The 23,622-nt window shown below is 58.4% G+C and carries 19 protein-coding genes; 16 read left to right on the top strand and 3 right to left on the bottom strand.

The genetic code is table 11. The features are described from left to right. The first annotated feature begins 224 nt into the window (after positions 1-224). From M5G20_RS17780 to M5G20_RS17765, 4 genes are read left to right on the top strand one after another with little or no spacing between them, the layout of a single operon-like run. On the top strand, positions 225-1,391 hold the full coding sequence (locus tag M5G20_RS17780) for an SAVED domain-containing protein (protein WP_019821280.1): 1,167 nt from the start codon (positions 225-227) through the stop codon (positions 1,389-1,391). Continuing rightward, the gene (locus M5G20_RS17775) at positions 1,391-2,641 is read left to right on the top strand and encodes a nucleotidyltransferase domain-containing protein (protein ID WP_273920165.1); all 1,251 of its coding nucleotides are present in this window, start codon (positions 1,391-1,393) and stop codon (positions 2,639-2,641) included. Before M5G20_RS17780 ends, M5G20_RS17775 begins: the two co-directional genes overlap by 1 nt. Further along, positions 2,625-4,409 (top strand): HesA/MoeB/ThiF family protein, encoded by a 1,785-nt coding sequence (locus M5G20_RS17770; RefSeq protein WP_031319187.1) that lies wholly within the window; start codon positions 2,625-2,627, stop codon positions 4,407-4,409. Before M5G20_RS17775 ends, M5G20_RS17770 begins: the two co-directional genes overlap by 17 nt. Continuing rightward, entirely contained in the window at positions 4,406-4,888 is a 483-nt protein-coding gene (locus tag M5G20_RS17765; RefSeq protein WP_017341627.1) for a Mov34/MPN/PAD-1 family protein, read from the top strand. Before M5G20_RS17770 ends, M5G20_RS17765 begins: the two co-directional genes overlap by 4 nt. Positions 4,889-4,916: 28 nt before the next feature. Here M5G20_RS17765 and M5G20_RS17760 read toward each other — a convergent pair whose 3' ends face one another. Continuing rightward, positions 4,917-5,465 (bottom strand): 3'-5' exonuclease, encoded by a 549-nt coding sequence (locus M5G20_RS17760; protein ID WP_017341626.1) that lies wholly within the window; start codon positions 5,463-5,465, stop codon positions 4,917-4,919. Positions 5,466-5,692: 227 nt separating this feature from the next. Between M5G20_RS17760 and M5G20_RS17755 the strand changes: the two genes are divergently transcribed. From M5G20_RS17755 to M5G20_RS17720, 7 genes are all read left to right on the top strand, one after another. Beyond that, the gene (locus tag M5G20_RS17755; RefSeq protein WP_228758830.1) at positions 5,693-6,331 is read left to right on the top strand and encodes an antitoxin Xre/MbcA/ParS toxin-binding domain-containing protein; all 639 of its coding nucleotides are present in this window, start codon (positions 5,693-5,695) and stop codon (positions 6,329-6,331) included. Positions 6,332-6,693: 362 nt separating this feature from the next. Then, positions 6,694-7,086: a DUF6957 family protein gene (locus tag M5G20_RS17745; RefSeq protein ID WP_074059250.1), complete on the top strand. Its 393-nt coding sequence runs from the start codon at positions 6,694-6,696 to the stop codon at positions 7,084-7,086. 282 nt (positions 7,087-7,368) lie between these two features. Continuing rightward, entirely contained in the window at positions 7,369-8,265 is an 897-nt protein-coding gene (locus M5G20_RS17740; protein ID WP_150735899.1) for a LysR family transcriptional regulator, read from the top strand. A 135-nt stretch (positions 8,266-8,400) separates the two neighbouring features. Next, the gene (locus M5G20_RS17735; RefSeq protein WP_273920163.1) at positions 8,401-9,027 is read left to right on the top strand and encodes a glutathione S-transferase family protein; all 627 of its coding nucleotides are present in this window, start codon (positions 8,401-8,403) and stop codon (positions 9,025-9,027) included. A 62-nt stretch (positions 9,028-9,089) separates the two neighbouring features. Further along, a complete protein-coding gene (locus tag M5G20_RS17730) occupies positions 9,090-11,120 on the top strand; it encodes a 2Fe-2S iron-sulfur cluster-binding protein (RefSeq protein WP_273920161.1) in 2,031 nt (676 codons plus the stop codon). Positions 11,121-11,230: 110 nt separating this feature from the next. Continuing rightward, positions 11,231-12,427 carry a DUF3142 domain-containing protein gene (locus tag M5G20_RS17725; RefSeq protein WP_273920160.1) on the top strand — a complete coding sequence of 399 codons (1,197 nt, stop codon included), beginning with the start codon at positions 11,231-11,233 and terminating at the stop codon, positions 12,425-12,427. Beyond that, positions 12,414-14,531 (top strand): hypothetical protein, encoded by a 2,118-nt coding sequence (locus tag M5G20_RS17720; protein ID WP_273920159.1) that lies wholly within the window; start codon positions 12,414-12,416, stop codon positions 14,529-14,531. Before M5G20_RS17725 ends, M5G20_RS17720 begins: the two co-directional genes overlap by 14 nt. Positions 14,532-14,534: 3 nt before the next feature. On the opposite strand, the gene M5G20_RS17715 is transcribed toward M5G20_RS17720, so the two are convergent. Next, complete coding sequence (locus tag M5G20_RS17715) at positions 14,535-15,161, bottom strand: LysE family translocator (RefSeq protein ID WP_273920158.1); 627 nt, start codon at positions 15,159-15,161, stop codon at positions 14,535-14,537. A gap of 145 nt (positions 15,162-15,306) precedes the next feature. Here M5G20_RS17715 and M5G20_RS17710 point away from each other — a divergent pair, with 145 nt between their 5' ends. After that, positions 15,307-15,780, top strand: coding sequence for an Lrp/AsnC family transcriptional regulator (locus M5G20_RS17710; RefSeq protein WP_075947018.1), 474 nt, complete (start codon positions 15,307-15,309; stop codon positions 15,778-15,780). 58 nt (positions 15,781-15,838) lie between these two features. On the opposite strand, the gene lpdA is transcribed toward M5G20_RS17710, so the two are convergent. Further along, a complete protein-coding gene (gene lpdA / locus M5G20_RS17705; protein WP_273920157.1) occupies positions 15,839-17,239 on the bottom strand; it encodes a dihydrolipoyl dehydrogenase in 1,401 nt (466 codons plus the stop codon). 215 nt (positions 17,240-17,454) lie between these two features. On the opposite strand from lpdA, the gene hflK (M5G20_RS17700) reads away from it, so the two are divergent. Genes hflK (M5G20_RS17700) through M5G20_RS17685 form a run of 4 tightly spaced genes read left to right on the top strand, consistent with a single transcriptional unit; the run spans position 17,455 to position 23,409 of the window. Beyond that, positions 17,455-19,413, top strand: a complete 1,959-nt coding sequence (gene hflK / locus M5G20_RS17700) for a protease modulator HflK (protein WP_273920156.1) — start codon at positions 17,455-17,457, stop codon at positions 19,411-19,413. After that, positions 19,410-20,450 (top strand): protease modulator HflC, encoded by a 1,041-nt coding sequence (gene hflC, locus M5G20_RS17695; RefSeq protein WP_273920155.1) that lies wholly within the window; start codon positions 19,410-19,412, stop codon positions 20,448-20,450. Before hflK (M5G20_RS17700) ends, hflC begins: the two co-directional genes overlap by 4 nt. Then, a complete protein-coding gene (hflK, locus tag M5G20_RS17690; protein ID WP_273920153.1) occupies positions 20,447-21,505 on the top strand; it encodes a protease modulator HflK in 1,059 nt (352 codons plus the stop codon). Before hflC ends, hflK (M5G20_RS17690) begins: the two co-directional genes overlap by 4 nt. Next, the gene (locus tag M5G20_RS17685) at positions 21,502-23,409 is read left to right on the top strand and encodes a cation-translocating P-type ATPase (RefSeq protein ID WP_273920152.1); all 1,908 of its coding nucleotides are present in this window, start codon (positions 21,502-21,504) and stop codon (positions 23,407-23,409) included. Before hflK (M5G20_RS17690) ends, M5G20_RS17685 begins: the two co-directional genes overlap by 4 nt. Positions 23,410-23,622 lie beyond the last annotated feature (213 nt).

Below are 23,622 nucleotides of genomic sequence, written 5' to 3'. Positions count from 1 at the left end.
TCGATACATACGCTGTGGTCAGTGCCATTACCCACCAGCACTTGCCAGAAAAACGAACGCTGCGAACACTCCGTTTCGATGAGCCACAAACAGCATCCTGCTTATAGCCGACTCAGCATTCGTCACCCTTAGATCTCTCTTGAAATCGAGGCAAATGACCCTAATATGATCTTATCTTGCCATCATCGTTTTCAATCATGGATGTTTCTCGGGGGTAGGTCGGAATGGCAGAACAAGAAGACGCTAAGCCCGCAAGCGGGCGCTTCAACACAAATGATGAGACGAAGCGGATCGTATGGACACAGACCGCTGGTCATTGTGAACTGTGCGGCACGGATCTGACGTTCGATTATCGTGCCGGCAAGCCAATGAAATGGGGCGAAGTGGCGCATATCCTGCCCGCCAGTCCCAAAGGCCCTCGGGGACGCGCGGATCATGATGCTGAGGCGCACACAAACGATACCGCTAATCTGATGCTCCTGTGCCCAGGTTGTCATGACAAAATTGATCGTGACGCAGATGGGTATCCTGAAAATGATTTGAGTGGTTTACACCAAGCGTACCTGGAACGCATCCGACTCGCCGCAACGACCCCCGATGGTGGCAGAGCTATTCCTCTCATCGTCCAGAGTCAGCATTTTCAGACGATCAACGATATCCCCGTTCGCGATCTGTTGACTGCGATGTCCGCCGAGGGATTAACCGCCTTCGATCAAGGCATCAAAATCGCCTTCGCTGCACCCGGACCACGTGGCAGGGACACTACCTATTGGCAGAACGTCAAAGACAGCGTCCAGTATGAGCTGGAGCAGCAACTCAAGCGTCGCGGCGGCACTTATGGCGATTCGCCCGCGCTAGCAGTAGTCGGCTTGGCCGACATTCCGGCCTTGATGATGTTGGGCCAGAGTATCGGCGACCGTTCCAAACGCTTGATCTTCTCTTTTCACCGCGAGCATCTTTTGCGCTGGCCCGATCAGTCTGCTGAGCCGCCTAGTTTTCTGTTTACGCCTCCACCCAACGGCGATGGCCCACTGGCGTTGGTGCTCTCCATTTCTGCGCAAGTTCCAGTTCGCGACGTGACCGACGCTCTACCCGGTGCACGTATTGCAGAGCTGTCGATCCCAGAACCAAGCTACGCGATGGTACAGAACCGTCGGGTGATTCATGCCTTTCGCGACGCACTTCAAATACGACTGAGCCAGCTTGAGGCTCTGACTCCTGACCCTATCCACGTCTTCGCCGCCATTCCTGCGGCATTAGCCATCGAGTTTGGCGCGTTGCTCACAACACAGCATCAACATACATACCTGATCTTCGATCGGGACAAAGAAAACCAAGATCGGTTTACGCAAACACTGCAATTGGGTCCAGTGGCCCAGGAGGCTATGTAATGCTTTTGAGCAACGAACAGACCAAGCGCAGCAGTTGGGAATATTTTCTGCTTCGCGCCGCGCGGGAAATCTCGCTGTCGGAAGCGCAGTACGAAAAAATCAATGACCGCTACTCCCAACTGGAAAAAATCCTCTCGGCTTCCGACAACCCGCTGCTCGCTGAGGCCCATATTTTCGTTCAAGGCTCGATGCGGCTGAAGACGACCATCAAGCCAATCCCCGGCGCGCCTGCGGATCTGGACACCATTGATGCGGACGCGATTATTTGGCTTCCTCACGCTCAGGGCGCTGGTGCAAAGGAAGTTCTAGAAGCGATTGAGCAGCGTTTTAGGGAAGGCTCCCGCGTTCAAGAAGAAGTTAAGCAATTACGTCGTGGCATCCGGATCGTTTATGCCGACGAAAATCCAGGTTTCCACATCGATGTCACGCCTGCCCGCGCGATCAACGGAAATGGCGAAGCAAACGGCGAAGGTAAGCTGGAGGTTCCGGATCGGGTCACAGGGTGGAAAGCAAGCAGCCCTATCCCTTACTCGAATTGGTTGCAGGTTGCTTCTGCCCAAGAAATCTCTCTGGAAAGCTTGGTAGTTGCCAAAAGCCAGCGGATGCTTGATGCCGCGACACAAGATCCTTTACCGCATTATCAGGATTACATCGATCAAGATCCCCTGCGTGCGACCATTAAGCTGCTCAAGCGGCATCGCGATGAATGGGCCATCAAGACAAGGAGCGCTGATACTCGCCCAATATCTGCGGTCATCACCACCCTGGCCACGCACGCATACCTGGATGTCGTAAAGGAGTCGCAGTCGAAGCCTCTGGCTCCGCTCGATGCAATTTTGGAAATCGTTCGCAGGATGCCGCAGCACATCGCGCAGAGAGGTAGCGACTGCTATGTCTACAATCCTGCCGATAACGGCGAAAACTTTGCAGAGAAGTGGAATCGACCGGGCGAGGGGCAAGGCTATCGCCAAGCATTTGCCAAATGGCATGCGGACGCCAGTGAATCTGTTTCATTGGGTTTGGAAAGTTTTGAATCCAACGATTCCTTTGCCGAGGCAGTGAAAAAGAATTTCGGTATTGCACCGGCATTCATTACGGCAGTGAACAATGAGATCCCTGCGAACTGGACGATGCCCGGCCGACCGGATGGCACTACTCGAAACTCTGCTTCGATGGGTTCGCTCTTCGGAGGGGCCAGCGGTGGCGGAACCTCTCAGTCGAGCGTAAAGCCAGTTGGACGCCTTGGCTGATCCTATTAAGACGCCATTGCAGCGCGGAATCGCCGCACTGCGAAACACCCTAGGTCAGGATGCTGCCGATGCATTGCTCCAGCCCGCACCCACGCGGGCTGACGAAGCGGCGTGCTTTCACTTCCCCTTGCCCACCGATTACACGGGGCAGGAGCGCCGACTGCGTATAGGTTTCCCCTCCAACTTTCCCCGTGGACTCTTGCGGCTGAACGTCGAACCCTCTCCATGGCTGGTTTGGCCGCATGCCACCAAGTCGGGGCTTTGCCTTCATGGCTTTCAGGAGCGCCCCATTATGGGCTCCCCGGAGGTCGTGGTAGAGGACAGCCTTGCTCGCTTGGCCCAGATCGTTTCGTTGTCCAAGATGGGATCAAACCAGGCAACGCGCGATATCGAATTTCAGAATGAGATCACTACCTACTGGTCTTTTCAGCACGGTCAGTCATTCCAGAACCTCTTACTGTTGGATCGCCCTCAGGCCGCCTCGCAGTTGTTTGCTCTCAGCGATCCGCGCCGGGTTATGCCATCCGGTCAGGAAACGGTTTGGTTAGCATCGAACGTAGCTGCACTCAAAGGGCATTACCGACGGGTTGTCGGGCGCTCCGCTGTCATTCGCGCGGCCGAAACTCCCGGTTTTTACGTCAAGCTTCAGACTTATCCGGATATCCGCACCCCGGATCCGGAAGATTTATTGCTGTGGCTCACGCCACACCTTCAACCAGACGATGCCGAGCAATTGCTGGCATGGTTTGAGCTGCATGGAACGTTGGCGAGTCGATGGATTGTTCTGGAGCTTCCAGGAGGGGCAGATGCTCCAACATATTGCCTCAATGTGCGCTCGCTCGGCGTACAGCAGGAGCGGGGGGCAAAGTTTGGCTTGCGTACAGCGCGCCGTCGGCCAGCTATCGCAAATGCACATCCTCCGGCGCTCGTCCGAGCAACTGCCCTGGACGTGCTTGATCGAGCGTCCATTCTGTCCCGCGATATAAGCGGTACTGCACAGCACCTTGAAAATGCTCGAGTCGTTTGTGTTGGCGTTGGCTCGTTAGGCAGTGCGGTGGCAATACAATTGGCACGATCCGGTGTCGGCCACCTTACCCTCATCGATCCTGACACTTTGGTGTCAGCCAATCTGGGGAGGCACGTTCTGGGAGCGGATAGCCTAGGTAGACTGAAAGCCTCCGCGTTGAGGGACAAGATTCTGTTAGATCTTCCGACGACAGAATGCACCGCTTATGCGACTTTTGCCGAAGTGGTGATGAGCAGCAAACCAGAAGTGTTTGATAACGCAGATCTGGTGGTGATCACGACAGCAGACTGGCAGTCGGAGGTCACTGTATGGCGAGCCAAATCAAGCGGCGCTCCTTGGGGGCTTTTACAAGCCTGGAGCGAACCGTATACCCAGGTAGGCCATGCGCTATTCGCACCAGCCGGCACCTTTGATGGCCGTCAGTTGTTCACGGACGTCGGCGATTTTCTGCATAGATTTACAGAGTGGCCGGGAGGCGGTGTTGTTCCACTGCCCGCGTGTGGCGAGAGCTTTATCCCAGGCGGCTCGCTGGGAATGACCAATATCGCCTCTATGGTGTCGCACACGGCCTTACGCGCATTGACCGGCAACATCGCCACTGCATCTTGGGTCAGCAGTATCTACAGGCCTGAAGATGTTCTGAGCCTAGGAGGCCAATACCATGGTCCCAAACTGCCAGAGGGAGCGCAGCAAATCTTACTCGAGCGCGGATGGCCGGAAGATAAGGACGAAACGGTATGACGGATATCGCATGGCGCTGGCGATGGCCGGAGGTGAATTCCGAGCTATTGGTGTCCCAAGCTGTCGCGGACATCTTGGATAGTCATCGGCAGGGCCTTTTTGGCGTGGAGCGAGGGGGACAGTTATTTGTCAACCCGGTTGATCCGAAAGGGTTGCTGCTGGCCTTGGCCACGTTGCCTCATCGCGCCGATCGGTCAGGCTGGTCTTGGCTAGAGTTGGATGCGGAGCGGTGCCGTCAGGAAATCCAGGCTGCCAACGAACAAGGGTTACGTCTGGTGGGCTATTGGCATACGCATCCCCAATCCGTTCCGGTGATCTCTCCGGCAGACATCGGAAGTTTCTCCAAATTTGCTGCACGTTACACGCAGGATCTGCCGCACCCAATAGCCGTTATTGTCGGCAAGTCCGAAAAACCAGAAGGTATCAAGGCGTGGTCGTTCAGGGACGGCAGATATGTTGAGGCAACCTGTATCAGATGAGCTTCGAGTCAGTGCGGTGGAAGGTAGGTCAGCGTTTACCTTTACCCGCTAGCATTAGTGCGAAGAGCTCTGCCTGAAAGCGGGCATCATCCAATGCGTTATGGTTCGGTTCGCTGAGTGGCTTCAGCGCAGCGGTCATTTTGGATGATTTTGTTTCCTGCCAGCTGCAACCTACAGCGCCCATAAAGTAGGCCTTCATGTCGATAGCGGTAAAACCAAAGGGGTTGGTTTCCAGGTATTTGTGGAAGTAGTAATTGACGAATGACCAGTCAAACGGTGCATTGAGTCCTACGAAAATGACCTTTTGCCCCGGTTGGCAGGACGATTTCAGCCATTGATCAAATGTCAGCATCGCCTGTTGCGGAGCGAGGCCCTCGCGCTCCAGCTTCTCCAGACTCAGCCCCGATACTGCCAGTGCTTCCGGGTCGTGTTTTGGACTGTCAGGTCGTAGTTCAAGATAGATGGACGTTACAGGTTGGGCTACAAGACAGGCTCCAATGGAAAGCAGACTGTATTCGCCTGGTATAGGCCCAGAAGTCTCGACGTCGACGGAAACATAAAGCTCATCAGGGTGCATGTCATATCCTTTCGTGTAGTTACCTGATCACGCTCAGGCTCTTAGCCATGTGAAGGTGGAAAGGCAGGTATAGCCATTGCCCCATTTTTTGCTGTTTCACTCGCTATCCGGCGTTCGAGCAGCGGCAGTGCCTGTCTACCAGCGGATTGCGCGTTCCTTTGGTCAGCTCTGGGCCCAAGCATAATGATGTGTGTCATTCTCTGATGGCGGATGAGGGCCGGACGATCATGAGTGAAACTGAGCGCTGGATAGTAAAATGCCAGAAAACTGAGGACGGTACTGGCGACATCATCATTGATCTGCCTCAAGAGTTGCTTGACCAAATGAGGTTAGGTGTTGGGGACGACCTGGAGCTAACGGTAGTGAATGGCACATTAGTCCTGACGCCCGTGTGCAACGCAACATCAGTGCGGCCCATGTTTGCTGGCGTCCTGCGTCAGGATGTCTATCATGCTTACCGCATGCGTCTGGAGACGCTTCTTCATATCTCTGTCAATGCTTCGGATCTGGACATTCACGACATGATAGTAGCTGGCTTCTCGGTCAGCCTGATCAAAATGCTTTGTGATGATGGAACCCTCAGCGACGAAGAACGCGACAGAATCATTCAACCCAAAACGCTCAAAACAAAACTGTCAGCCAATCAGCTTTTAACGTTGCATGAGAGCGATCGCCTGTTCCGGTTTGCACATATTACCGCCATGGCCGAGGTGATCTTCGGTGACAAAGGGAAGGCCAAACAATGGCTTTCCAAACCCAAAGCCCGTTTTTTGGGAGAAAGCCCATCGGCGATGGTCACTACAACCTTTGGCACACATCTAGTCGAAGAAATGCTGATTCAAGTGTCTGAGGGCATGTCATTTTGATTCAGCCGCAGCCAAACGGCTTCTACCGCTCCTTGAGTAACATGGATTTCATGCGCCTATACCGGCGTCGCCTTGCCGAATACGACATGCACGGGCATCCATGAAGCACTAGGTTTAACCCACATCGGCACCTACCGCTAGGTAGGGTTCACGCACGGCAATGGCATAGCTGGGTACTGGCGAAAACCCACTTTATCCGGTGACAGCTAGATAGAAATCATCCCGTTCAGTGGGATGAGGGGAGAAGACGGACCAGCTGTGAAATGGCCCAGTCTTCGGCATCGGAACCTCGTGTGTCGATGGGAGCTAAGCTGATTGATGCGTCTCGTTCGAATCGTTTTTTTGATCGGCCGGAGGTACAGATGAATCTGGCAGATTTTGTCTCAGTGCTTTCTGCGGGTGAGAAAATAGATGGGTGCCAACTCACCACCTCAGATGCTGTGGCCCTCGCCAGTCTGCATTTTCCTTCCCATGCCTATTGTCTTGTTGCTGATTGGGCAATATTGGATCTCGACATTCCAACACGTCAGCGAAAAGCCATTACGGATAGACAGCTAATTCCTGCTCTCGTTTACGCTTTGACCGTTATCCAAGACAGTAAAGGCCGCTTCCCGCCTGGTGATTGGGTCCGAACAACGCTGGGTGTTTCCTTCACCCATGACTGCTTATTTCGAACAAAAAACACAGTTTATGTGCTGATGGGGACTGGTCGAAGGTTGCACACGGATTTAGACATCGCACTGAGCCTGTGCTGAAAAAAGACTATTTCCGCACAGGTGAGTGACCGGTCGCGCTCACATAATATTTCGGCCTGAATGAACGCTCTCGCTGTTGTGTCAATCTATGTTGTTACCAATCGAGCCCCGTATTTGAAGTGCGACCCGTCTGTGTCAGTCTATGTTGCTGTCGTGTGGATCCCGGATCATCCTACAGGCCCCGATTTACGAGAGGGGCTGTGTCAAACTATGTTGTTGGTAACCACCTTAAAAATCGCAGCCCACGGGTTGCGATTTTTTTATCTGAATCGAGGACACGCCATGGACCGCTTCCAGGAAATGCAGGTCTTCACCGCCGTCGCCCAGGACCAGGGGTTTTCGGCGGCGGCGCGGCGTTTGGGGCTGTCGGCGGCCAGTGTCACCCGAGCGGTGGCGGCGCTTGAGAAACGTATCGGTACGCCTTTGCTCACGCGTACTACGCGCAGCGTGCATTTGAGCGAAGCGGGTCAGCGTTACCTCGAAGACTGTCGGAGAATTCTTGCTGAGGTGCAGGAAGCCGAAGACTCGGCGGCTGGCAGTCATGCCCAGCCCCGTGGGCAACTGACGGTTACGGCGCCGGTGTTATTTGGTGAGCTCTTCGTCACACCGTTGATGGTGAGTTTTCTTACACAATTCCCGGATGTCACGATCAATGCGCTGTTGGTTGACCGGATTGTGAGCGTGGTGGAGGAGGGCATTGATGTGGCGGTGCGCATCGGTGAACTTCCCGACAGTAATCAGCACGCGATCCGTGTAGGCGAAGTGCGCAGAGTGGTTTGCGTATCACCAGCGTTTCTGGCTGAACACGGGCGGCCAACCCATCCACAAGAGCTCGCTCAACAACCGCTGATCGCCACATCTGCTACCGGCCAATTGAGAAGCTGGCCGTTTCTGGACGGGGGCGAGCCCATCACCGTGCGCACCGACCCACGGTTGGTGGTCACGGCGAATCAGGCGGCGATTGCTGCGGCTTGTCTGGGTTTGGGTTACACCCGGGTTTTGTCTTACCAGGTAGCGAGCAAGGTCGCGGCCGGCGAGTTGGAAATTGTCCTGGCGGATTTCGAAATGCCGCCCTTGCCAATCCATGTGGTGTATCAGGGGGGGCGCAAGGCTGCGGCGCGAGTTCGCAGTTTTGTCGATTTCACCGTCACAGCGTTGAGGGAGCATCCGGCCTTTTAGCTGACGCGTTATTGCGCTGGATGAAATAATTGATTGCGTTTGCTGGTTATTCTGTTGTTTTGGTGAGTGATGGAAGATGGCTTCCCCAACGGTGCTGATCTCCCTGAACAACACCACTCAAGCGCGGAGTCGATCATGCAAGCCATCAAACTCTACAATTTTCCCCGTTCTGGCCACGCACACCGTGTGGAGCTGATGCTCTCCCTGCTGCAACTGCCGACCGAGCTGATTTTTGTTGACCTTGCCAAAGGTGAGCACAAGAAGCCTGAGTTTCTGGCGCTGAATGCGTTTGGTCAGGTGCCGGTACTGGATGATCAGGGCGTGGTGTTGGCGGACTCCAATGCGATCCTGGTGTATCTGGCGCAAAAATACGGCAACGGTCGTTGGCTGCCTGCCGATCCGGTCGGTGCCGCTAAGGTGCAGCGCTGGTTGTCGGCCGCTGCGGGTCCTATCGCTTTTGGTCCAGCCAGAGCGCGGTTGATCACGGTGTTTGGTGCGCCTTACAACCCGGAGGAAGTGATTCCATACGCCCACAGCGTGCTGAAGATCGTCGATACAGAATTGGCCAACACTCAGTACCTTGCTGGCAGCGAACCTACCATCGCTGACGTGGCGGCCTACAGCTACATCGCCCATGCACCGGAAGGCAATGTCTCGCTGGACGACTACGCCAACATCCGCGCCTGGTTGGCTCGGGTTGAAGCCTTGCCTGGTTTTGTCGGCATGCCGCGTACTGTTGCCGGCCTGCAAAAAACTGCCTGACGTCTGGCGCCCGGAAACCCGGGCCCTTCACGCTGTGCCGCTGGCGCAGGGGAGAAGCCGTAATGGAACGTTCACCGTGGCATGCTGGCGAAATTGAAATGCAGGCTCGCATCGGGGTCAGCGAGAGAATGGAGGTGCTTGGTCGCAGGGTTATTCGCGATCACATGCCGGACCAGCACCGCAGCTTTTATGAGCAGCTGCCGTTCATGGTGTACGGGGCGGTGGATGCGGATGGAAAACCGTGGGCCAGCCTGCTCGAAGGTGAACCGGGTTTCGTTCATTCGCCTGAGCCTCAGTTGTTGCATTTCAGTAGCCGGCCGGCGGCAGACGACCCTGCGCAATTGAGTGACGGTTCGGCTATTGGCCTGCTGGGTATCGAACTGCATACCCGGCGTCGCAATCGCATCAATGGCCATATCGGCGGGATGTCCGCGAGTGGTTTTGATGTGACGGTGGATCAGTCCTACGGTAATTGTCCGCAGTACATCCAGTTAAGGCAGTTCCGTTCGGTACCCCTGACGGATCCGGCAACGCGTCCCGCGCAGCACTTCAATGAGCTGGATGACGCGGCCAAAGTCATGATCGCCGAGGCAGATACGTTCTTCGTCGCCAGCTACGTCGACGTCGAGGGTGTGCGTTCGGTGGATGTTTCCCACCGTGGCGGCCAGTCAGGTTTCGTTCACGTGGAAGGCGATCGCCTGACCATTCCGGACTTCGCCGGCAACCTGTTTTTCAATACCTTGGGCAACCTGCTGGTTAATCCTCGAGCCGGATTATTATTTATCGATTTCGTCTCCGGTGATCTGTTGCAGCTCAGCGGGCGTACCGAAATTACTCTCGAAGGTCCCGAAGTCGAAGCCTTCCAGGGTGCTGAACGGATTTGGACGTTCCACGTGGAACATGTCGTGCGTCGACCCGCCGCGCTTGCGTTGCGCTGGCGCTTCGACGGTGTGTCACCCACCAGTTTGCTGACAGGCACCTGGCCCCAAGCCAAGGCACGTCTGGAAGCCAAGGCTTTAGGTGATCAATGGCGGCCATTGCGTGTGGTGCGAATTGAAGCTGAGAGCCACAACATTCGTTCGATCTATATGGAGCCGGCAGACGGTGCAGGGTTGCCGTTGTTTCAAGCCGGCCAGCATCTACCGTTGCGCTTCAACATTGATGGCGACGTGCATATCCGTACGTACAGCCTGTCGAGTGCGCCGTCGGATGATTTTTTCCGTATCAGCGTTAAGCGTGACGGGCGAGTGTCTTCGCATCTGCATGAGCAGATTCGCGTCGGTGATTTGCTTGAAGCCCGAGCACCTCAAGGCCATTTCACCGTGGCGCCCCACGAACGTAGGCCATTGGTGTTGTTGGCCGCAGGCGTCGGCATTACGCCGCTACTGTCGATGCTGCGCGAAGTGGTTTATCAAGGTTTGCGCACCCGCCGCATCCGCCCAACCTTGTTTTTGCAGAGTTCGCGTACGCTCGCCGATCAGCCGTTCCGTCCAGAGTTGCAGCGCTTGCTTGAGAGTGCCGGTGATGCGGTCAAGGTTGTGCGTCTGCTTAGCCAGCCTGAGCCGGGAGCTCAGGTAGGCAATGACTACGATCTGTCCGGACGTATCGATGTCGCGGTGCTCAAAGACTTGCTTGAGGTTGAAGACTTTGATCAGGTGGATTTCGTGGTGTGCGGTCCTGGCAGTTTCACCCAGGCGTTGTACGACGGACTGCGAGCACTGGACATCCGCGATTCACGGATCCACGCCGAGACTTTTGGCCCTTCGACTTTGCGTCGTCAGCCTGACCCTGACGCCATTGTGATCGAGCAACCGCCAGCAGCCACTTCTTCTGTGCCCGTGGTATTCCAACGGTCAGCCAAAGAGGCTCGCTGGCAACCCGACGGCGGCAGTCTCCTGGAACTGGCGGAAAGCCGTGGTCTGCATCCGGAATTCAGTTGCCGTGGCGGCTCCTGTGGCACCTGCAAAACACGCCTGATCAGCGGCCAAGTGAATTATCCGCTGCCACCGGCGGAGGTTCCGGATGAAGGGCATGTGCTGATTTGTTGCGCGATTCCTGCCCAGGGTCCTCAGCCGTTGGTGCTGGATATTTGATGGAACCATGGCAGGCCAGCATTGCTCGCAGAGCATTGGCTGAGTAGGGTAGAGGCAGAACGAAAAAGGGCCGTGACTGGCCCTTTCTGCATTTCAGGGATAGGCGTTTCATGGTTTTTTTCTCTCGCTTGATCATTGTGCTGACAACGTTGGCGCTGCTGGCTGGCTGCGACCAAAAGGACACGCCAGCACTCGATCAACAGCTCTACATCTGGCAACGACAATGGACGCCAGCCCATGAAGCGGCCCTGACAGACAGCCGCACGGACTTTTCCACCTTGCGTGTGCTGGCACTGCAAGCTTTCCCCCAGGCCGGCTGGAGTCGGGCGCGAATCGATCCGCTGTTGCTCAAGCGTGATGGTCGTCCGCTGATCGCGGTGATTCGCCTTGATGGTCAGCTCAAGTCGTTGAATCAGGATGAGGTCGCGGTGCAGATTCAGCAGGTGATCGTCGATTGGCAGGCTCAGGGGCTGAACCTTGCCGGCGTGGAAATCGATCACGACGCGGGTATCTCCCGGCTACCCGACTACCGTGAATTCCTCACGCAATTACGCTCGGAGTTGCCGGCGTCTTTGCCCCTGAGCATCACGGCGTTGCCGGCCTGGCTCGACAGTCCTGAGTTACCGGCGCTGTTATCCACCGTCGACAGCAGTGTGCTGCAGGTGCACGCGGTGAGCGATCCGCGTCGTGGTTTGTTTGATCCCGAGCAAGCGCGGCAGTGGGCCAAAGCCTGGAGTCGCATCAGCGCAAAACCCTTCTATCTGGCATTGCCGGCCTATGGTGTGGCGTTGTTGTCGAGCGCCAGCGGTGCGCCCATCGTGGAGAGTGAGGTACGCCTCGAGCGTGATGGCGAGCGCCGGGAGTTGCTGGCCGACCCGCAGCAACTGAGTGAGCTTGCAATCCAATTGCGCAATGATCCTCCGGCGCACCTGGCTGGCCTGATCTGGTTTCGCCTGCCATTGATCAATGACCGTCGCGCCTGGAGCCTGACGACGCTGCGCGCAGTGTCCCGAGGTGACGCTCTCGATAGTCAGTTGTCGTTGATACTCTCGGCTGATGAAAGCCTCTATGACATCGCCATCAAGAACAACGGCAACCTCGACAACGCCTGGCCAGAACGGGTGACGCTGGCGGTGCAGGGTTGCGAAGGCGCCGATGCGCTGGCCGGTTATGCATTGCAACAGAGCCCCGATCTGCTTACCTTCATCCGCTTGCGTGACGGTCGAATAGCGGCCGGAGGGCAACGCGCCATCGGTTGGGCGCGCTGCTCGAAAATTGATCAAGGAGCTTCGAATGTTCACCCGTAACTGGCCGCGTCATCTGCTCTGCCTGAGTCTCAGCCTGCCGCTGGGATCGGCGTTGGCGTGCGGGCCGGATTTTCCCATGCGTCTGCTGGACAACCGCGGCCAGTCGCTGGCGGAACTGCCGGAAGGCAACTTCAACTTTGAAGTCAGTCGCCTGGGGCATGCCATTCCCGGGTTGAAAAATGTCAGCGCTACCGCCTACAGCATTGAAGATCCTGAATACGCAGAACAGCGCAGCCAGGCCGAGCAAAGCGGTTTGACCGCTGAGCAGCAGACGTTGGTGAAGCAGTTGCGCGGGCTCACCGATGCTCGCCAGGTGGAAGAGCAAGGCGCGAGTCTGCCGACCGAGGTCAGACTTTATCTGGCCGGTGCCGTGGCATTCGCAGTCGATGATCATGGCCTGGCGGCAGAGTACTTTCAGAAAGTGCTCGGGTTACCTGCCGATCAACGGGCGTTGCGCAGCACTTGGGCTGCGTATTCCTTGGGTCGGACGCTGTTCGCCATGAGCTCGGAGGCGGGCGCGACCCCCGACCTGCTGACGCAAGCGCGCAAGGCCTTCGAGCAAACCCGGCAGCTGAGTATTGACGGCTTCAGTGACCCGTTGGAACTGGGGGTCGCCAGTCTCGGTGAAGAGGCCCGCGTTGCCCGCACTGCGGGCGACTGGAGCCGCGCCATCGAACTTTATGCCACGCAGAACCTTCACGGTTCAGCTGTGGGCTACACCTCGTTGAAGGTGTTGATGGCCGATCTGTCAGCAATGCCCGAGGCGGAACTGGCTGAATTGCTCAAGAACAAACCGGTGCAGCAGTTGGTGACGGCATCGTTGATCAGCCGACTGGGCTGGTCCTTCGGTGAACAACCGGCGAATGAATCGAAGCTGATCAAATCGCTGCAAAACAGCACGCGCGGCAGTCTCGACAACGCGGATCGGCTGGCGGCGGTGAATTATCAACAGGGCGATTACGCCAGCGCCAAGGCGTTCCTTGAACAGGCTGGCGACGGCGGGCTGGCCTGGTGGTTACGCGCCAAGCTGGCGCTGCGTGATGGAGATAAAACAGCGGCGGCTGCGGCGTATGCCAAAGCGGCACAGGCCTTTCCGCAGAATGAGTCGTGGGGTGATCGCCGGACGCCGGATTTCGATTATGAAACGCTACAGCCCAAATGTCGGGTGAATGGCGAAAGCGCGATTCTGGCCCTGCAACGCGGGGATTACCTGCAGGCGTTCGACCAGCTCTATCGCAGCCAAAGTATCTATTGGTTCGACGCGGCGACGGTTGCCGAGCGTGTCCTGACCCTCGAAGAACTCAAGCACTACGTCGACACTCAAGTCCCGGCACCGCCGCCGCTTACCCAACAGCAGCGTGATAACTACGTGCCGCTGCCGGTGGCGGCGAGCCTGCGCAATTTGCTCGGTCGGCGTTTGTTGCGTGAAGGGCATTATGAAGAGGCGCCGGCCTATTTCGATAACGACGGGCTGCGCCACAAGGCCAGGCTGTATGGCGAACAACGTCTGGCGGCCGATGCCGCTTGGTGGCCGACCCGTCGCGCTGCTGCCTTGTTTAATGCCGCCTGGACGGCACGTGAGTGGGGCATGGATATCCTCGGTTATGAAATGGCTCCGGACTACGCCACGTTCGGTGGTAACTACAGCCTTGAAAGCACGGAGTTGAAGGTCGGGCCGCTGGTGGCCGAAGACGAGGTGAAACGTCAGCAAGCCAGCGCAGCCCGACCTGATCAGCGTTATCACTACCGGTTTGTCGCCACGGAGCTGGCCAATCGCGCGGCGGATCACTTGCCTCATACCAGCCAGGCATTTGCCGCTGTGCTGTGTGAGGCGGCCGGGTGGAACAGCAGCCTTGAAGATCAAAGTGCGCTCTATCAGCGCTACGTCAAAGAGGGGCCGTTTGTGGAGTGGGCGGCCGATTTTGGCCATCAGTGCCCTTATCCGGATTTCGAGAACGCCGACAAACGTTATGTCACCCAGATCACCGACGCCGCTCGCTCTGCATTGCGGCCATACAAGACGCCGTTGCAGCTGGGTGGCGTCGCGGCGGTCGCAGCAGCGGCGCTGCTGCTGATCAATCGCCGCCGGCGCAAAGTGCAGTGAGGTTCAAGCCTGTTGAACAAAGGTCAGCCGTACAGCGAAACCGATCAACAGGCTGCCGAACAACCATTGCTGCAGGCGCTGGGCTGATGGACTGCGTTGTAACCAGCGACCGAGCGCTGCGCCGATCAAGGCGTAGGCGCTGTCGAAAAGTAAACCGACGCCAACCAACACGCCGCCCAGGACCGCAAATTGCGCGAGCACCGGGCCGGCCTGTGGGTTGATGAATTGCGGCAGCAACACGGAACAGAACAGCAGCGCCTTGGGATTGAGCAGGTTGGTCAACAGACCGCGGCGGATCGCTTCGCGCCAGCGTGCTTTCTCGATCGGTTGATGGCTAGTCAATTTCGGTAGCATCGTGGTTCGCAGGCATTGGATGCCGATCCACAACAGATACGCCGCACCCGCCAGGCGCACCATGTCGAATGTCCAGGGCGCCGCTTTGAACAGTGCCGCCAACCCCAACGCCGCCAGCACCACGTGACAGCCTCGCGCTACCGCCAACCCCACCGCTGTGGCGAGTGCTGCGCCTTTGCCCTGACGTGCGCCGGTCTGGAACAGCAGGATCATGTCGGGACCGGGCAGCAGATACACCACCGCCAATGCCATGAAAAACAGCCAGAGTCCCTCCATGTCGCACTCCATTCGTTGTCGATTTGGTAGGGCCAGTTTAGGGCGCGAGGGCAGGGCAGGTGCTTGCGTAGTTTGCGTCTGTAACGGGTAGTCTTGGCATAATCTGTCCATAACTGACCATTCGACCATCGGGATCTGCCAAACCATGAAACTGGACGCTTACGACCGCAAGATTCTCGCTGCATTGCAGCGGGACGGTCGCCTCACTAATGTGCAACTGGCAGAAGAGATCGGCCTGTCGGCGTCGCCCTGCCTGCGTCGGGTACGCATGCTTGAAGAGGCTGGGGTGATCCGGGGTTATCAGGCGAACCTCGATCGCGATGAAGCGGGTCTTGGGTTGACCGTGTTTGTCGGCGTAAAGGTTGAACGTCACAACGACGAACAGGCCGAGTCGTTTCGCCTGGCGGTCACGGCGTTGCCGGAGGTGATTTCGGCGTTTCTGGTATCCGGCGAATCGGATTTTCTCTTGCAAGTGGTGGTGCCGGATTTGCGCGCCTACGACCGCTTTCTGACTGGATGCCTGTTGAAGTTGCCCGGCGTGAGCGATATCCGCAGCAACTTTGCGATCCATACGGTGAAAGCGCCGGGGCCGTTACCGTTGACGCATTTGCCTGACTAAAGCGAAAAGATCGCAGCCTGCGGCAGCGCCTACAGGGGCTGCGATCTTTTTGCTGGTGTTACATCTGCGTCGCCATCCCCTCCACATTCATCGCAGCCTGGCGCAAGGCTTCGGAGCGGGTCGGATGCGGATGGCAGGTCAGGGCGATGTCCTCGGCAGAGGCGCTGAACTCCATGGCCACGCAATATTCGCCAATCATTTCACTGACGCTCGGGCCTACCAGGTGCACGCCGAGGATTTCGTCGGTACGTTCATCGGCCAGGACTTTGGCGAAGCCCTCGGTCTCGTGATTGATCTTCGCCCGGCTGTTGGCGGTGAAGGGAAACTTGCCGACCTTGTAGGCACGGCCTTCGGCTTTCAATTGCTCTTCGGTTTTGCCAACGCTGGCCAGTTCCGGCCTGGTGTAGATCACGTTGGGGATCAGATCGTAATTGACCTCCCCGGCCTTGCCGACGATCTGCTCGACACACGCCATGGCTTCGTCTTCGGCCTTGTGTGCGAGCATCGGCCCGGATGTCACGTCACCGATCACCCAGATGCCGGCGGCTTCGGTACGGTGCCCCTTGTTGGCGAGCATGCCGCGCTTGTCCGTGGCGAGACCCACGTTCTCCAGCCCCAGGCCCTGTGTATAAGGTCGGCGTCCGATGGCCACCAACACATAATCGGCTTCGAGCATTTCGCCAGTTCCACCCGCGGCGGGTTCGACGCTGAGCTGCACGCCCGTGGCTGACGTGGTTGCGCTCGTCACCTTCGAGCTCAACTTGAAATTGATCCCTTGTTTGCTCAGCGAGCGTTGCAGGGTTTTGCCAGCTTCACCATCCACCCCAGGGCAGATCCGGTCGAGAAATTCGACGACCGTGACCTGCGCGCCCAGGCGCCGCCATACCGAACCCAGCTCCAGCCCGATCACGCCGGCGCCGATGACGACCAGATGCTTTGGCACTTCTGTCAGTGACAGGGCACCGGTGGAGTCGAGGATGCGTTTGTTATCAATCTCGACGCCGGGCAGGGGCGTGGGTTCGGAGCCCGTGGCGATGATGATGTCCTTGGCACTCAACTCGGTCTTGCCGCCAGCAGCATCGGTGACGCTGACTTTGCCCGGCCCGTCGATACGGCCCCAGCCTTTGATCCAGTCCACCTTGTTTTTGCGAAAGAGAAACTCGATGCCCTTGGTCAGCCCGGTCACGCTTTCATCTTTCTGCTTCATCATCTGCGCGAGATTGAGGCGGGGTTTGACCTCGATCCCCAGGTTGGCGAATTCCGCGCCCATGGCTGCGTCGTAGAGCTCGGAAGCATGCAGCAATGCCTTGGACGGCATGCAGCCAACGTTCAGGCACGTACCGCCGAGCGTGTCACGTCCTTCCACGCAAGCGGCTTTCAAACCCAGTTGACCCGCGCGGATCGCTGCGTTGTAGCCGCCTGGCCCACCGCCGAGTATCACGACGTCGTAAGTGCTCATGGATGTTCTCCTGGATTGAAAGGGATCGGATGGGTAACCGTAGTCTTTGATTAAAATTACGAGCGTAATATGTGCGTTCCGACGCATTTCGGTCAAGGCTTCAGCCAAGCGACAGGTTGAGCATCTTTAGATACTGCGAATTAGCACGAAAATTTCACCGGTTTCGTTATATGGTAACGAAATTCGACGTGAGCAAAGAAAACCATTGGAGCGCTATGCAAGTCGACCTAGAGGTAGAGGGGCCCGAGGTAGCGGGGCTGCCACGGTTTCAGCAGGCGATTGTTCAAGGACGGCGCTTGCGTCAACTCGCGATCGGCTCGGGCGTTCTGGCGGCAGTCGGCGTGCTGTGCGGTTTTTTTGTCGGGCTGTTTGCGCCGCAATCGCTTTGGCCGGCGTTGCTGTTTAACCAGAGCGCCGCACTGCTGGTGTTAGTGGCCGGCTTTCAATCTGCCGGGTGGGTGACGCAATGGCGTGCCCACGCGATCAATCCCCCGCTAGCGGAGGTTGTTGCGCAAGAAGTCGACACGCCGACGGGTTGGTATGAACGGCTGCTGGAGCAAATCAGTCAGCGCTGGTTGATCACGCTCAAGCAGATCGGTGCGCCAACACTGTGGCTGGGTGGTTGGGCGTTGTTGGTTGTGCTCTGTGTCGAACACGCCTGGAACCTCTCGTTGCCAGCGGCTGCGCTGGGATTGTCGGCCACCCTTGGCGCTGCTCTGGCGTTACTGCTTGCGTTCGGTTTGTTGGTGCTGGAGCGTCATCTGGCCCAGGAAAGCCCCGCGCAATGGCCTGAAGCCGCCGCCTTGGCGCAGATGACTCGAGTAGCGATCATCAGCCTGGTGTTGGGCGCGTTGTGCTTGCTGTTTGGCAGTGAAACGTCGGTTTGGCCGGTGCGGCTGGCGGTTCTGACTGGCCTGTTGCCTGGGCTTGTCGCCGTGGAGTTGCTGCTGCGTGCGGTGCTGTCCTTATTCAGTCCGCGCCGCGAACAAGTCGAACCCGCCCTGCTGGCGCGCAGTTTTGTCGCCGACCTGCTGCGTTGGCCGCCACAACCTTTGCTGGCGTTGCAGCACGAACTGCATAACCGCTTTGGCATCGATCTGCGGCAAATCTGGGCATTCACTTTTATGCGCCGGGCGTTTTTGCCGGTGCTTGCCATTGTCGCCATGGTCGGTTGGTCACTGACAGGCCTGCACGAAATCCCGCTGCAAGGCCGCGGGATCTACGAACGTTTTGGCAAACCGGTGGAGGTGTTCGGTCCTGGCTTGCACGCGGGTTTGCCCTGGCCTTTGGGCCGGGTCCTGAATGTTGAAAACGGTGTGGTTCATGAGTTGGCCACCAGCGTCGGCGAAGCATCGGCTCCGGTACAGGTTGCGTCGGCCGAAGGTCCGGCACCGCTCACGGCCAACCGCTTGTGGGACGCCAGCCATGTGAGCGACAAATCCCAGGTGATCGCCAGCAGCCGCGCCGACAAGCAGAGCTTCCAGATCATCAACATGGACGTGCGTTTCGTCTATCGCATCGGCCTGAGCGATCAGGCGGCATTGGCGGCGACGTATAACAGCGCTGACGTGCCGACACTGATCCGCAGTACGGCCAGCCGGATTCTGGTTCACGACTTCGCTTCGCGCACCCTCGATGGTTTGCTCGGTGAAGACAGGGTAGGGCTGGCGCAAGAGATCGGCCGCGCGGTACAGGCGGATCTGCAAAAACTCGACAGCGGCGTGGAAATTCTCGCCACCGTGGTCGAAGCGATTCACCCGCCAGCGGGCGCGGCCAATGCTTATCACGGTGTGCAAGCGGCGCAAATTGGCGTGCAGGCCTTGATTGCCCGTGAGCGTGGCGCCGCCGCCGAAGCCACCAACCAGGCGCAATTGCAGGCCAGCGTAGCCCGCGATCAAGCGACCGCCAGTGCACGGGAAATCAACGCCAACGCACAAGCCGCCGACCTGAAATTCAGCGCCGAGCAGAAGGCCTACGCCAGTGCCGGTCAAGCCTTCGTGCTCGAGCAATATCTCGGTCAACTTTCCCAGGGGCTGGCCAACGCCAGGTTGCTGGTGCTCGATCATCGTCTGGGCGGCAGCAGCCATGCACCGACTATCGACCTCCGTACGTTCACGTTGCCGGCTGACCCTGTGGCGCCGCCTAAAACCGCTCAGTCAGGAGCTGCCAATTGAGCCAGTCGCATACTCACGATCACGCTGATCACGCCGGCCACGATCACGGCCATGGCGGGCACCCTCACGGTCATCACCATCACCACCATGGCGACCCACAGGAGGCCGGCCCGTTTCCCTGGCGGCGAATGGGCTGGGCGGCATTGCTCGTTGCGTTTGCGGTTGCGGCAGCCAGCCTGGTGCAGGTGCGTTCGGGCGAAGCGACGGTGATCACACGCTTCGGTAATCCGGCGCGGGTCTTGTTGGAGCCGGGTCTCGGCTGGCGCTGGCCTGCACCTTTCGAAGCGGCGATTCCGGTGGATCTGCGGCTGCGAACCACGTCCAGTGGTTTGCAGGATGTGGGGACGAGGGATGGCTTGCGCATCATTGTTCAGGCGTACGTCGCCTGGCAGGTGCAGGGTGATCCGGACAATGTGCAGCGCTTCATGCGCGCCGTGCAGAATCAACCCGATGAAGCCGCGCGACAAATTCGGACCTTCATTGGGTCGGCGCTGGAAACAACAGCCAGCAGTTTCGACTTGGCTAACCTGGTGAACACCGACGCCAATCAGGTGCACATCGCGGATTTCGAAGCGCAGTTGCGCCAGCAAATCGATCAGCAGTTGCTTACCACCTATGGCGTTCGCGTGCTGCAAGTCGGCATCGAGCGGTTGACCTTGCCTTCGGTGACGCTCACGGCGACGGTTGATCGCATGCGCGCCGAGCGTGAAACCATTGCCACCGAGCGCACCGCTATCGGCAAGCGTGAAGCGGCGCAAATTCGCTCGGCTGCAGAACGTGATGCGCGAATCGCGCAAGCCGATGCCACAGTGAAAGCAGCGGACATTGAGGCGCAGTCCCGCGTCGAAGCGGCGCAGATTTACGGTCGTGCGTACGCCGGGTCGCCGCAGCTCTACAACCTGCTGCGTTCACTCGATACCTTGGGCACCGTGGTAACGCCGGGGACAAAACTGATCCTGCGCACCGATGCTGCACCATTCCGCGTGCTGGTTGACGGTCCGCCCACGCTCGAAACCAAGCCTGGATCGCAACCATGAGTCTGGTTCCACGTGGAACAAATGAACTGAGCAGCCCCTGGATTCAGGCCGGGCGTTTGGCGTTTCTTGCGTTGTACGCGGTGACGGTTCTGGCAGCTTTGGCTTGGGCGTTTTCCAATGTGCGGCAGATTGATCCGCAAAATCGTGCTGTGGTTTTGCATTTCGGCGCACTGGATCGCATCCAGAACGCGGGTCTGTTGTTGGCTTGGCCACGCCCGTTTGAGCAGGTGATCTTGTTGCCGGCGGCGGACCGAGTCATCGAACGACGGGTGGAAAATTTGCTGCGCAGCGACGCGGCACTGCAGGCTGATCGCGTCGCCAGTTTCGCCACGCCGATCAGCGATGCGCTGGCGGGCTCCGGATATTTGCTCACGGGTGACGCCGGGGTGGTGCAACTCGATGTAAGGGTTTTCTACAAAGTCACCGAGCCCTATGCCTTCGTGCTGCAAGGCGAACACGTCCTGCCGGCATTGGATCGACTGGTGACCCGCAGCGCCGTCGCGCTGACCGCTGTTCGCGATCTGGACACCATTCTGGTGGCCCGTCCGGAGTTGATCGGCGCTGACAACCAGGCTGCCGAACGACGGGAGCGTCTGCGAGGTGATCTGGTCCAGGGGATCAATCAACGCTTGGCAGAGTTGACGGCAACCGGGCAAGGGCTTGGGATCGAAGTCGCTCGCGTTGACGTCCAGTCGAGTTTGCCAGGGCCCGCGGTGAATGCCTTTAATGCCGTGCTCACCGCCAGTCAGCAGGCCGATAAAGCGGTGGCGAACGCGCGCACTGAAGCCGAAAAACTGACTCAGACGGCCAACGAACAGGCCGACCGCGCGCTGCAAGTCGCTCATGCCCAGGCCAGTGAACGGCTGGCGAAAGCGTCGGCGGATACGGCCACGGTATTGAGCCTGGCCAAGGCACAACAGCAAGGCACCGACCCGCAAATGTTGCTGCGGATCTACCGCGAGCGGATGCCGAAGATTCTCGGTCAGGCGGGGTCGGTGACCACGGTCAACCCCACAGACGATTCCCGCCTGATCATTCAGGGAGCCGCACAATGACTGCGCAAACTGCTGCACCCAGCCTGTTGTCCTCGGCCGAACAGCGCAGCGCCGCCCGCCAATTGACCCTGGCGATGCTCGCACTCGGCTTGCTCGCGCTGGGTCTGGTCTGGCGCTGGATGTCGCCAGAGCAGACCGGTGTCAGCCAATTGCTGTTGGGTTTTGCATCGTTGCTGGTGGCCGTCCCGGTAATGCGTTCGGCGTGGTACAGCCTGCGTTATCCGAGCCTGCATGGCATCACCGATCAGTTGATCGCCTTGGCCATGCTCGGTGCCTGGGCCACGGGCGATCTGCTGACGGCGGCGTTGCTGCCAATCATCATGATCTTCGGTCACGTGCTGGAAGAGCGCAGCGTCATCGGTTCGCAGGAAGCCATTCATGCCCTCGGCAAACTGACGCGCAGTCACGCGCGCAAAGTACAGGCCGACGGCGCCATCATCGAAGTCGACAACGGTACGCTCAAGGCGGGCGACGTGGTGGAGGTGCGCGCCGGTGATCGTGTGCCGGCGGATGGCCGGGTGTTGTCCGGACAGGCGAGCCTGGACACCGCGTCGATTACCGGTGAATCGGTACCGATAGAAGCGGGCATCGGCATGTCGGTGTTTGGCGGGGCAATCAACCTCGACGGTTTGCTGCGCATTGAGGTCACTCGCACCGGGCAAGATTCGACCCTCGGCAAGGTGATCGCGCTGATGCAAAACGCCGAGCGCTCCAAGCCACCGATCACGCGATTGCTGGAGCGTTACGCCGGTAGTTACATGGTGCTGGTGTTACTGCTGGCAGCGGTGACCTGGTTCGTTACCAACGATGCCCAGGCGATGCTCGCGGTGTTGGTGGCGGCGTGTCCTTGTGCGCTGGTGCTGTCGGCGCCGGCGACGGCAATTGCCGGTGTGGCTGTGGCCGCACGGCACGGGATTCTGATCCGCAGTTCGGCATTTCTTGAAGAGCTGGCGGACCTGACGTCACTGGTGGTCGACAAGACCGGTACCCTGACCTTCGGCACCCTGCGCCTGCAATCGATCGATAGCCCGCTGGAGGATCGCAGTCATGTGCTGAAACTTGCCGCCAGTCTCGGTTCCGCCAGCAGTCACCCTGTCAGCCGGGCGCTGGCCGGGCTGGTGGCGCAGGAGCACTTTGTGCTGCTCTCGGACCTGCACGAACGTCAGGGGCTAGGCGTCGTAGCGATGACCGAGCAGGGCGAGGCAGCACTCGGACGGCCCGAGCTGTTCGCTCTTTTGGGCATTACCACCTCAGCCGTCCCCGAGCATGACGGACCGATCGCCGGGCTGGCGCTCAACGGTGAATTTCTCGCCTGGCTGCTACTCGCAGACAGCGTCAAACCTGAAGCGAAGTTCGCCCTGAGCGAATTGCGTGAGCTGGGACTGGGCCGGCAACTGTTGCTCACCGGTGACCGCAACAGTGTGGCGCAGACCCTCGCGCGGGATGTCGGCATCCGCGACGTTGAGGCGCAAGCGTTGCCCGAGGACAAACTCAATCGCGTGCTCAAGGAAATCGACAGCGGTTTTCGGCCGATGGTGGTCGGCGACGGCATCAACGATTCCCTGGCCCTCAAGGCCGGTGTGGTCGGAGTGGCGATGGGGGCTGGCGGGGCGGACATTGCACTGGCGTCCGCCGACATCGTGTTGATCGGCAGCGACCTGCGACGCCTCGGGACCTGCGTGCGCTTGAGTCGCCAGTGCCGACAGACGTTGCAGGTCAACGTGATCATTGGTTTGGGCTGGACGCTGGCCATTGTCGCCTTCGCCGCATTCGGCTGGCTGGGTGCGGCAGGGGCGATGATTGCAGCGTTGCTGCACAACCTCAGCACGTTGCTGGTGTTGGGCAACGCCGGACGCCTGCTGCGGTTTCAAGAGCCTTTGCTGAAATTGAAGGATGAAAACTGAGCGATGCGTCGCCAACGGCTCTAAATCGTAGCGCTGTGCTAAAGATAAATCGTTAGAACTGTCTGCCGTGTCCGCAGTCCCTTAAGGTGAGGACACGGCATTCTGTGTATTCGAGGCGTGTGTGAGTTGGCGACGCGAATCATAGAAAACGGCTATGAATTCGTTAGCCTGCTATTTTTCCAAGATGGTCTAACCTCTGATCAGACGTCTGAA

Source organism: Pseudomonas sp. TNT2022 ID1044 (assembly GCF_028656895.1).
Classification (GTDB): domain Bacteria; phylum Pseudomonadota; class Gammaproteobacteria; order Pseudomonadales; family Pseudomonadaceae; genus Aquipseudomonas; species Aquipseudomonas reinekei.
The sequence above is the reverse complement of the archived record's forward strand: the minus strand, read 5'-3'. Positions and strand labels throughout refer to the sequence as shown.